The sequence below is a fragment of the Nonomuraea antri genome (genome assembly GCF_013283785.1).
Lineage (GTDB): Bacteria > Actinomycetota > Actinomycetes > Streptosporangiales > Streptosporangiaceae > Nonomuraea > Nonomuraea antri.
The window spans coordinates 1-11474 of the sequence record NZ_JABCPZ010000297.1 but is presented as its reverse complement, the minus strand read 5'-3'; the positions used below and the strand labels follow the sequence as shown (position 1 = coordinate 11474).

The 11474-nt window shown below is 71.6% G+C and carries 7 protein-coding genes; 2 read left to right on the top strand and 5 right to left on the bottom strand.

From position 1 onward, the window contains the following. Positions 1-91 precede the first annotated feature (91 nt). On the bottom strand, positions 92-1876 hold the full coding sequence (locus HII36_RS49310) for a vWA domain-containing protein (protein WP_328808243.1): 1785 nt from the start codon (positions 1874-1876) through the stop codon (positions 92-94). Further along, entirely contained in the window at positions 1873-2934 is a 1062-nt protein-coding gene (locus tag HII36_RS49305; protein WP_173530326.1) for an AAA family ATPase, read from the bottom strand. The genes HII36_RS49310 and HII36_RS49305 overlap by 4 nt, the downstream gene beginning before the upstream one ends. 351 nt (positions 2935-3285) lie before the next feature. Here HII36_RS49305 and erm point away from each other — a divergent pair, with 351 nt between their 5' ends. After that, on the top strand, positions 3286-3996 hold the full coding sequence (erm, locus tag HII36_RS49300; RefSeq protein WP_236004858.1) for a 23S ribosomal RNA methyltransferase Erm: 711 nt from the start codon (positions 3286-3288) through the stop codon (positions 3994-3996). A gap of 3 nt (positions 3997-3999) precedes the next feature. Here erm and HII36_RS49295 read toward each other — a convergent pair whose 3' ends face one another. Beyond that, complete coding sequence (locus HII36_RS49295; RefSeq protein WP_173530324.1) at positions 4000-5379, bottom strand: hypothetical protein; 1380 nt, start codon at positions 5377-5379, stop codon at positions 4000-4002. A gap of 117 nt (positions 5380-5496) precedes the next feature. Here HII36_RS49295 and HII36_RS49290 point away from each other — a divergent pair, with 117 nt between their 5' ends. Next, entirely contained in the window at positions 5497-7086 is a 1590-nt protein-coding gene (locus HII36_RS49290; protein WP_173530323.1) for a molybdopterin-dependent oxidoreductase, read from the top strand. 52 nt (positions 7087-7138) lie between these two features. Here HII36_RS49290 and HII36_RS49285 read toward each other — a convergent pair whose 3' ends face one another. Further along, on the bottom strand, positions 7139-9307 hold the full coding sequence (locus tag HII36_RS49285) for a glycoside hydrolase family 18 protein (RefSeq protein WP_173530322.1): 2169 nt from the start codon (positions 9305-9307) through the stop codon (positions 7139-7141). After that, positions 9304-11229, bottom strand: coding sequence for a fibronectin type III domain-containing protein (locus tag HII36_RS49280; RefSeq protein WP_173530321.1), 1926 nt, complete (start codon positions 11227-11229; stop codon positions 9304-9306). Before HII36_RS49280 ends, HII36_RS49285 begins: the two co-directional genes overlap by 4 nt. Positions 11230-11474: the final 245 nt, after the last annotated feature.

The window sequence follows — 11474 nt, the reverse complement described above, 5'->3', positions numbered from 1 at the left end:
GGGGTGGTGGGCGCGGTGACGCGGGACGCGGCGCAGGCCGCCACCGAGACGAGGACGCAGACGATCACGGCGAGGCGTAACATCACCGCGATCATTTCATGGCGAAAACCGGTCCGCGAGGCCTGAACGGCAGCGCCGCGCCCGGCGGCACCAGGAACGCGTGGTCTCGGCGCACCCGCAGCACGTCGCACGCGCCGTCGGTGATCACCAGGATCGGCCCGTCGGGCGGGAAGTCGTCGGCGTTCTCCAGCAGCCTGATGCCGGGCTGGAGCATCGTGCCGCCCCGGCCGCGCACCCTGACCTTGCCCGCGATGTCCTCGACCGGCAGGTATCCGGCGTCGTAGGCGGCCGCGTCGCAGAACACCACGCGGGCGCGCGGCACGTCGCGGGCGGCGGCGTAGGACGCGATCGCGCCGAGCGCCTTGCCGAGCAGCTTGACGTCCATCGAGCCCGAGGTGTCGAGCACCACGCCGAACGTCGGCCGCCGCACCACCTCCTCCGGCCGGAGCCACCCCGGGCGCGGGATGCCCGGGCTGGACGCCTGACGGCGCGAGGCGCGGGCGTAGGAGCGGCGTTTCTCCTCGGGCTGGAAACGTTCGTCGAACCACTGGGCGAGCCGGGCGTCCCAGGGCAGCGGCGGCTGGTCGAGCGCCCTGATCTCCTGGACGAGCCCGCCGGGCAGGAACCCGCGGCCGGCCGACTCGTGGTAGGCCAGACCGGTGCACAACGCGTTGCGGTAGTACTCGTCGAGGTCGACGTGGCAGCCGCGGTCGCCGGGCGGACGGTCGAGCAGGTCACCGAGGCCGCGGCCGCGCAGCGTGCCGAGCTTCCTGAGCCGCCGCAGGTCGGTGGCGATCCGGTCGTAGACCGCCTCGGCCGACAGGCCGGACAGCGACTGGTCGAACAGCAGCCCTTCCGGCATCACGCCGACGCCCATCTCCACCAGCCAGCCGTTGATCACGTAGTCGCAGGCCACGTTCCACAGGTAGGCGTCGCGCATCCCGGCGCGTTCGCCGTGCCGGAGCGCGGCGTGCAGCATCTCGTGCGCCAGCACGAACCGCCACTCCTCCTCGCCGAGCGTGGCCAGCGGGTTGACGTAGATCTCGCCGGCCTCCGCGCTGACCGCGGCGACGGCGATCTGCCGGCCCCTGGCCAGCTCGGCGTCAGAGACGATCTTCATGCCCGCGGCGAGCGCGCCGAGCAGCGGGTAGGAGGAGACGAACCAGCGCAACGCGGTGTCCCACGGCCCCTTGACGTGGCCTTCCACCGGCGTGCGCGGCTGGCCGGCCCGGTCGAGCGCGGCGCCGGCCGCTCCCGAGACGCCGCAGGCGAACGTGAAGGGAAAGTCGTGGTTCTCGGCGGTCTCGACGCCGCCGATGCGGAAGTCGGGCTCGCCCGCCGGGCGGAACCGCTCCGGGATGCCGGTCCTGCGCCACCGCTCCGACAGCGTGACCTCGTCCTCCTCGGGCCACTCCGCGGGCTGCGGGACCGGGCTGCGGCCGAGCTTCAGCGTGACCAGGAAGCGGTCCACGGCCAGGCAGCAGGCCGCGTGGTAGGCCGGGTCGGGACGGTCGCCGTCGACGTCCTTCGGCGCGCAGTTGCGCGGGTCGGCGTGGCCGAAGCCGAGGTGCAGCACCAGGTGGGCGGAGACCCACGCCCACTCCTCGGCCGGGGCGCGCCGCCCGGGGTTGACGCGTACGTCGCCGTCGTCGTCGATGACCGCCCACGTGTGGTGCGACAGCTCGTCGGCCCCGGCCTCCTCCAGGTAGAGGCGGAAGAAGCCGAACAGCGGGTGCGCGGCGACGAGCCCGAAGCCCTTGCGCATCTCGGCCCGCCACGGGTCGGCCTTGGCCTTGGCCCGGCCGCCCCGGCTCACCCGCGGGCCGCCATCAGCCTGGGCAGGTCTCTGCCGACCTCGACGAGGAACCAGGTCGGCAGCGCGGGCGCGCCGTCGGCGTCGGTGGCGATGACGAGCTGGGCGCATTCGAGCGAGATCTCGGCCAGCTCGACCAGCAGGGTCTTGGCGCGGAAGGCCAGGTCGCGGCCGCGCGCCGAGGCGCCGCGCTTCTCCCTGGGCAGCTCCTTGATCAGCCGGGCGCGGAAGGCCTCCGACAGGAAGTACAGCAGGTCGCGTTCCTCCGGCCGCCTGGGCCACGGGGCCTCGCCCTTGAGCACGGCCTCCAGGTCGTAGGCGTGGCGGACGGTCTTGATGTACGCGCGGAAGGCCGAGGCGTGGCCGGCGGTGAGCGTGCCGAAGGCGAGCATGGCCAGCGTCTCGTCGGGGACGCCGTCGCCGTAGGAGGTCAGCACGTCGGACAGCATGTGCCAGGCGCGCGGCGAGGAGAACGGCTCCTCGGTCTTCGGCGGCGCGCTCCACAGGTGGTCGGGGCGCTGTACCAGGTAGTCGATGATCCACGGGTGGATGCCGCTGCCGGCCGCCCACTTCAGCCAGTCGTCGGGCGAGGCCCGCAGGTGCACGTGGACCAGCCGGTTGATCAGCGCCGACGCCATCGGGCGGGCCAGCGCGTTGTCGGTGGCCCGGTTGCCCGCGCCGATCACCACCGACCCGGCCGGCAGCTCGTAGGTGCCGATCCTGCGGTCGAGTATCAGTGAGTAGAACGCCTTCTGCACCTCCGGCGAGGAGGCGTTGAGCTCGTCGAGGAACAGGCAGTACGGCTCGTCGCGGGCGATCGACTCCGGCGGGGCGAACCTGCTGCGGCCGCCCACCAGCTCGGGCACGCCGATCAGGTCTTCGGGGGCGAGCTGGGTGCCGAGCAGGGTCACGCACTCCAGGCCGAGCGAGCCGGCGAACTCGCGCACCAGGGAGCTCTTGCCGATGCCCGGCGCGCCCCACAGGAACACCGGGCGGACCACGGCAACGTGCAGCAGCAGCTCGGGGAGCTGCGCCGGGGTGACGGTGACCGTTGCCTGCATGGCTTCCAGATTGGCCAAGGTCGCCGGGGCCGCGCACCTCATTTAATTCGGTTGCCGCGCTCGCGTGGGGCCGCCTACAGTCGGCGACCATGTGTTCCTTCGGTTACGGCGCCGTCTTCATCCGCACCCGCCACAGCCGGGCTCTGGCCCGCTAGCGGACGCTGATCACGCGCGTCCACTGGCGCGCCCAGGGCCCTTCGAGACCTGTTCATCTCGAGGACCCGAAAGGGCAGTGCTGTGGCGCAGAACTACGCGCACGGAAACTATTCACACACCCAGAAGAAGGTCAGGAACAGCGGCGGCGGCCGCACGCCCGTCGATCGGGCCAGGCGCGCGCTCTCGCAGAACTTCCTGGCCGACCGCCATGCCGTCGACCTGATGATCAAGGCGGCCGCGCCGGAGGGTCTCGTCCTGGAGCCGGGCTCCGGCGAAGGGGTGCTCACGCTGGCGCTGGCCGAGGCCGGGGCACGGGTCGTGGGCTACGAGATCGACCCGCGTCTGGCCGGGCGGCTGGCCTCGCGGACCCGTGACGATCCCAGGATCGACGTGGTCAGGGGCGACTTCACGGCCGCGCGGGCGCCGCGCGAGCCGTTCGCGGTCGTCGGCAACATCCCGTACTCGGTCACGTCGAAGATCGTCGACTGGTGCCTGCGCGCGCCCGCGCTCACCTCGGCGACGCTGCTCACGCAGCGGGAGTACGCGCGCAAGCGCACCGGCGACTACGGCCGCTGGAGCCTGGTCACGGTGGAGTCGTGGCCCTGGTTCGACTGGCGGCTCGGCGACACGATCGGCAGGGAGAGCTTCCGCCCGGTGCCGTCGGTCGACTCGGCGATCCTGCGGATCCGGCGCAGGCCGGAACCGCTGGTCGAGGACCGCCGCTCCTACCAGGAGCTGGTGGAGCTGGGCTTCGGCGGGGTCGGCGGCTCGCTGCGGGCCTCGCTGAAGGCCCGCTACGACGGAGTGGACGCCGCCCTGGCCGCCGCGGACGTGGCCCGCGACACCGTGGTCGGCCACGTGCACCCCGGCCAGTGGGTCACCTTGTGGCAGTGGTTGTGCCGCTGACGGCTACACGCCGGCCTTCTCCGCCCGCCCGGCGGAGCGGGCCGGCACCATCGCCGGCGCCTTCATCCGGTTCCACGGCAGCGCCGCGAACAGCACGGGCAGCAGCACGATCGACGCCCGCGACCAGTCGCGGTGCAGGAACCACCAGGTGTTGACGTCGAACTGGGTCATGTACAGGTAGCCGTAGCCGGCCCAGAGCGAGACGCCGATGATGGCCGGCCAGGCGAACCGGGTGGGCCTGGCCACCAGGAACGGCATGAACCAGAGCAGGTACTGGGCGCCGAGCCTGGGCGTGACGACCATGAAGATCAGCAGGATGGCCAGCGTCATGTCGATCGGGTCGGCCCGCCGCCAGACGACGATCACCACCACGACGGAGGCGTAGATGAGATAGGTGCCGATCTTGGCGTGGATGGGCAGCAGTGCCCAGTCGCCGCCGGTGAACCATGGGGTCCAGCCCCACTCGCCGACGATCGGCCTGATGTCCTGGATGGTGGCGATGACCTCGGGGATCTGGTGCAGCGACGTGCCCGCGAAGATCGGCAGGGTGACCAGGAAGAACAGCGGCACCAGGCCGGTGACGAACAGCCCGGCGATCCTGGCGCGCAGGTTCGGCAGGAGCAGCAGCATGCCGGGGATGAGCCAGATCGGCCAGCTCTTCGCGCACAGCGCCAGGCCCATCAGCAGCCCGGCCAGCGCGCCGCGCCTGAGGTCGGCCCGGTCGTCGGGGGCGGGCAGCAGCGCCCGGTGCAGCATGCCGCGGGGGCCGAGCACCCGCCTGGCCGACCTCTGCCAGCCGTAGGCCGCCAGGCCGCCGCGCACCCGGCCGACCACGTCGGTGGTCATGCCCGCGCGCTCGGGCGAGCCGGGGCCGCGCGCCACCACGAACGCGGCCACGCCGAACACCAGCGCGACCGGCTCGACCTGGCCGTGGATGCAGGCGATCATCACGGCCAGCGGGTTGAGCGCGTACTGCAGGGCGCGCAGGTTCGCCTTCTCACCGCCGGCCAGCTTGGCGACCAGCGGGATGATCACGATGTCGGCGACGACGGTGACCAGGCGGCCGGCGTATTCCCACGGGATGCCCAGCCAGAGCAGGATGCCGTACACGTACGGGATGGTCGGCAGGAAGTGCCAGCCGCCCTCGCTGGCCAGCACCGGGTCTTCGCCGCGCAGGATCGCGTCGCCCGCGGGCTTGAAGCTCTCCATGAAGTCGACGGGTTGCCAGGTGTCGTTCGCCGAGGTGATCATGATGAGCACCCGGACGACGACGCCGACGAGGACGGCGTGCATGAGAGACGGCCGCCAGTCGCGCCATTGGGCGATCAGAGCGAGCACGACACCGGTGACGAGGACGACCCCCGTGAGAACTGCGTAATCCATGGCGGCATCTAGCCTGCCGTACCCGCGTCACTACCGCCACCTGGGCTTCTCATTCTTATCCCCGACATGCGGGGTCGTAACGCAGTAGAACGTGACCGTCTGTGCTGAACTTTTTCCATGGGGGGATCGCAGGTCAACCAGACACTGGTCAGGCTCTACTTCGAGGTGCGGGACGGGTTGCGCGACCCGGTCGCGGCCTGGGCGAAACTCACAGGGAATTCTCAGGCGTACCGGCAGACGCGCGGGCAACGGCGGGTTCCGCTGGACGACGGCACCGCCGCCGAGCTGGTCGCGGCGGCCATCGTGCACACCGCGAACACGCACGGGGCCGACCAGGTGGCGGCGCTGGCCACCTCGCCGCTGGCCGAGGTGGTGGGCGGGCTCGGCGGCGCGGTGCTGACCGAGCAGCCGTGCGCGCCCGAGCAGGTGCTCGGCCCGCGCTTCCCCGGACCGGGGGCCGACGACTGGGCGCGGGCCGCGTACGTGCTGCTGTGGGGCGAGAACAACCGGACGATACGCACGGCCGACACGCCCTGGGTGATCGCCGGACGGTACAAGGGACAGAAGGTCGTGGCCATCGGCACCCACCCGACCAGGCTGTCGGACGAGACGCTGGTGGTGCGCCCGGGCACGGACGGCGCGCTGGCCATGGCCATGGGGCACGTGCTGCTCAAGGAGTTCTTCCTGGACCGGATGCCGTTCTCCGGGCACGCCATGGAACGTACCGACCTGCCGTTCCTGGTGCGGCTGCGCGAGCGCGCGGACGGCGGGTTCGTGCCTGGCGAGGTGCTCGACGGCGTGTCGGACCGGCTCAGCCTGTACGGCGGCGAGGCGGTGGAAGTGCTGCTGCCGCGCTTCGACGAGGGACCCGCGGTGCTCCGCCGGGGCGTGCCGGTGATGCGGGCCGGCGACGACCTGGTGACCACCGTGTTCGACCTGCTCCTGGCCGTGTACGGGGTGGAGCGCGACGGCCTGCCGGGCACCTGGCCGTCCGGGTACGCCGACCGCGGCGAGCCGTACACGCCGGCCTGGCAGGAGGCGTACACGGGGGTGGCGGCCTCGCGCACCGTGAAGATCGCCCGCGAGCTGGGCGTGACGGCGGAGAAGACCGGCGGCCGGTGCATGATCGTGCCGGGCCGGCTGGAGACCGCGCACGCCGACACCGCCTACCGGGCGATGCTGGCGCTGCTGGTGCTCACCGGCTGCGTGAACGGCTGGGCGCAGGGGTCGGGCGGTCCCGGGGTGCCGCTGGTGCCGTACCTGTGCATGCACGCGTGCGGCGAGGACCGCTCGGACGTGGGGGCGTTGAGCTGGGCGCTGTGCGAGGGCCTGTTCGCCCGGCGCACGGCGCGCTCGGTGCTGCTGGAGGCGGTGGCCGACGGGCTGCCGATGGCGCCGGCGCCGCGGGTGCTGGCGATCCCGCGTCCGATCTACCCGCTGCCGCCGGAGGTGGAGCTGCTCATCGGCCCGGACGACCAGTGCGACCTGGCCGCGCCCGATTCCGGGATGGTGGCGGCGGCGCTGTCCAAGCTGTCCTCGCGCGCGACGACCGCGCCCGCGTCGCGTGACGCGGGCGCGGCCGACGGTCGTATGCGCCTGCTGGTGGATCACGCCTGGATGCACGAGTACGGCGAGGCGCTGCCCACCTACCGGCCGCCCGGGCTGGGCATCCCGGTCAAGCCGACCCAGCTCGTGCGGTTCTTCTGAACATGATCGCGAGACCACCGTGGCGGCCCGGCGCCGCCACGGTGGTCCGCTTTCACCCGAGAGCGTTCAGATAGGCCCGGTGGTTCTTGGAGAACTCGAAGGCGTTGTACCTGTCCCAGTTGATGGACCAGGTCATCAGCCCGCGCAGGTTCGGGTAGACGCCGCGCGGCTTGTAGCTTCCGCAGTTGGTGCCCTTGGCCAGGCAGTCGAACGCCTTCTGGACCTCGCCCACGGTGGTGAAGCCGTTGCCTGCCTGCGGCGAGGCGGGCAGGCCGATGGCGACCTGGTCCTGGCGCAGGGCCGGGAAGACGTTGTTCTGGTTACCCATGATCGGGAAACCGGCCAGGAGCATGTCGGTCATGGCGATATGGAAATCGTGGCCGCCCATGGTGTGGTACTGGTTGTCCAGCCCCATGATCGGCCCCGAGTTGTAGTCCTGCACGTGCAGCAGCGTGAGGTCGTTGCGCATCGCGTGGATGACGGGCAGGTAGGAGGCCGCCCTCCTGTCGGCCGCGCCGTTCGGTCCCGGGCCGTAGAACTGGTAGCCGAGCTGGACGAAGAACGTCTCGGGCGCCATGGTCAGCACGAACTTGGCGCCGTAGCGGCTCTTCAGCGTCTTCAGCGCGGAGATCAGGTTGACGATGACCGGGGTGGTCGGGTTGCTGAGGTTGGTGTCGCCCTGGTTGAGGTAGAGGGAGTGGCCCTCGAAGTCGATGTCCAGGCCGTCCAGGCCGTACCTGTCGATGATGGCCGACACGGACTCGACGAACTTGTCCCTGGCGCCCGTGCTGGTGAGCTGCACCTGGCCGTTCTGGCCGCCGATGGAGATCAGCACCTTCTTGCCCTGGGCCTGCTTGGCCTTGATGGCGGCGATGAAGTCCGCCTCGGGCTCGACGTTGGCGCATTCGGCGACCGGGCACTGCCTGAACCTGATGTCGCCGGAGGTGACCGAGGTGGGCTCGCCGAAGGCGAGGTTGATGACGTCCCACTCGTTCGGCACGTCGGCCATCCGGATGTAGCCGGAGCCGTTGGCGAACGAGGCGTGCAGGTAGCCGACCATCACCCGCTTGGGCAGCTCGCCGCCGCCGCCCTCGGTGGTGGTGCCGCTCGCCTCTGCGCTGTAGGGCGAGCAGTTCTCGGCGGCGTCACACGCCCTGACCTTGAACTTGTAGGTGGTCTTCGGGCTCAGCCCGGTGGCCGTGTACGAGGGGACCGCGGAGCGGGCCGGGGTGCCGCCGTCGCGCGAGATCTCGTAGCGGGTCACGCCCACGTTGTCGGTGGACGGCGCCCAGGTGAGCTTCAGCGAGCTGCTGGTCGGGCCGCTCACGGCGAGGTCGCCCGGGACGGTGGGCGGGATGGTGTCGCGGTCGCCGGGCTCGGTGGTGCCGCTCGACTCGGCGCTGTAGGCCGAGCAGTTGTTCGCCGCATCGCAGGCCCTGACCTTGAACTTGTACGTGGTGCTCGGGGTCAGCCCGGTCGCCACGTACGTGGTGCCGGTGACGGTGACCGGGGCGGCGCCGTCGCGCGAGACCTCGTAGCGGGTCACGCCGACGTTGTCGGTCGACGGCGACCAGCTCACCGACAGCGAGCTGTTCGTCGCGGCGCCGACCGCGACGTTGCCGGGGACGCTGGGCGGCGTGGTGTCGCCGTCACCCGGGTCGCCGTCCAGCGCGACGTCGTCGGCCGTGTACGCGGTCTGGCCGTACCAGCCGTTGAGGTGGATCGTCACCGACGAGGTGCCGGCGGGGGCGGTGAAGGACGTCTTGAGCTGGTTCCAGGTGGAGCCGGGCATGCCCCAGGTGCTGGCGTTCACGCCGGTGCCGCTGGCGCCGAGGAAGACGTAGCTGCCCTGCACCCAGGCCGACAGCTGGTACGTGCTGCCCGGCTTGACGGTGACCGTCTGCTGGCAGCGGGCGAAGTCGGCGCCCGCCGGGGTCGCGCGCAGCGCCTTCGTGCCGCCGTGCACCGGGGAGCTGACCGTCTGGGCCTGGGCCGCCGCGCTGCAGGTCCAGCCGGTCAGCCCGTCCTCGAAGCCGGGGTTGACGGCGAGGTTCGCCGCCAGCGCGGGGGTGGCGGTCACCGTGGCGAGTCCCAGGGCCACGGTGACCACCGCCGCCGCCCGCCGTACCCGCCAACCGGACAGGTAGGGCGGCGGATCATCGGACGTCGCCCGGCCGACGGGCCCCGACTGGCGACGCGTGAGAGAGGAGAGGAGTCTCATCCGGTGAACCCCTTGAAGATGTTCGAAAACTCATAGGTGGACTGGGAGATCCCGCTGCACGTCGGAGACACCTGGCCATTGGGGCAGCCGCCGTTGTCGCGGGCCACCGACCAGAAGCCGATGAAACCGATGTGGTTGGCGTTCGCCCAGGTCAGCAGCTTGCGGGCGTCCGACTGGGTGGTCGTCATGCCGGTGTCGTTCTTGCCGATCATGGGGGTGACGCCGAGCAGGCGCTTGAGCTGGGCGTCGGTCTTGCCCGGCCACACGCCCTTCATCTGGTTCAGCGTGGCCTGGGCGGCGGCGATCATCGCGTCGCCCCAGTTGCCGGTGTAGCCGAAGTTCATCAGCATCGGGTTGACGACGACCTCGAGGCCCTTGGCCGCGGCGTCCTGCAGGATCTGCAGCGAGAACGGGTCGACCCCGTAGTCCTGGCCCTGGATGCGCAGCGTGTAGCTGATCACCGTGCCGCGTTCTGCCTGGAGCTGCTTGAGCGCGGTGTTCACCTTGTTCACGTCGATGGACGCCTCGACGTCCACGTCCAGGTGATTGGTGCCGACGGTGTCGAGCACCTTCTTGTAGGCGGCGAGCAGCGCGGCGGAGCTGCCGCAGGTGTGCTCCAGGTAGGGGCCCATCGCGCCGCCGCTGGCCACGATCACCTGGCCGCCCTGCGCCTGCAGGGCCTTGACGTCGTTGATGATCCGCGGCTCGGCGACCGGGATGGTGCCGCCCCAGGCCGGGTTGCAGCCGCTGCTGTCACCGAGCACGAACGCCAGCGTGTAGTTCTTCACGCCGGTCGCGTTCGCCGCGCTCACCAGGGACGGGTTCGGCATGGTGATGTCGATGTACGGGGCGTACTTGATGTCGCCGGGCGGCACGGTGTCCTTGGCGGTCCTGCCGCTGACCGAGGTGGAGTAGGCCGAGCAGTTGTTCGCCGCGTCGCAGGCGCGCACCCGGAAGCCGTAGGCGGTGTCGGCGGCGAGACCGGTGGCCGTGTGCGAGGTGCCGCTGACGGCGACCGGGGCCGCGGTGTCCCTGGACACCTCGTAGCGGTCCACGCCGACCTCGTCGGTGGATGCCGACCAGGTGACGGCCAGGCTGGAGGTGGTGGGCGAGCCGACCGCCACGTTGCCGGGCACGGTGGGCGGGGTGACGTCGCCGCCGGTGCCGGTGGTGGTGCCGCTGGCCTCGGTGCTGTAGGCGGAGCAGTTGCCGGCCGCGTCGCAGGCCCTGACCTTGAACTTGTACGTGGTGCTCGCGCTCAGCCCGGTCGCGGTGTACGAGGTGCCGGTGACGCTGACGGGCGTGCCGCCGTCACGGGAGACCTCGTAGCGGTTCACGCCCACGTTGTCGGTCGACGGCGACCAGGTGAAGGTGAGCGAGCCGGCCGTGGGGGCGCCCACGGCCGGGTTGCCCGGGACGGTCGGCGGGAGGGTGTCGTCGCCGCCGGGGCCGTCGAGCACGACGTCGTCGGCCGTGTACGCGGTCTGGCCGTACCAGCCGTTGAGGTGGATGGTCACCGAGGAGGTGGTGGCGCCGGTGGTGAAGGACGTCTTGAGCTGGGTCCACGCCGAGCCGGGCATGCCCCAGGTGCTGGCGTTCACGCCGGTGCCTGTCGCGCCGAGGAAGACGTAGCTGCCCTGGGCCCAGGCGGACAACTGGTAGGCGGTGTTCGGCTTGACGGTGATCGTCTGCTGGCAGCGGGCGAAGTCGCCGCCCGCCGGGGTCGCGCGCAGCGCCTTCGCGCCGCCGTGCACCGGGGAGCTGACGATCTGGGCCTGGGCCGCGGCGCTGCACGTCCAGGCGGACAGGTCGGCCTCGAAGCCCGGGTTGACCAGAATGTTCGCGGCCTGGGCCGGTGTGGCGTGCAGGGCGGTCAGCCCTAAGGCGATGACGGCCGTGGCCGCCAGTCCTCGGAGGTTCATGGAGTTCCTTCTGTTCGTGCGAGGCTCGCTGGGGTGCGGACCACCCGCCGCGCCGGTGCGGGATACGGGGCCGAGCGCCCGCACCGGCACGGTGGGCGATCCCCACCGGACCCCGCCCCAGCCTGGCTCCGGCCGCCGCCGGGAATGGCCGTTCACCGGTCCTGGCGGCGGCCGAGTGGACAGGCGGGCCGCCTGGAACCCGTGCGCGGTTCCGGCAGCGGGCCGTCGGGGGTGGTGGCTGGGGT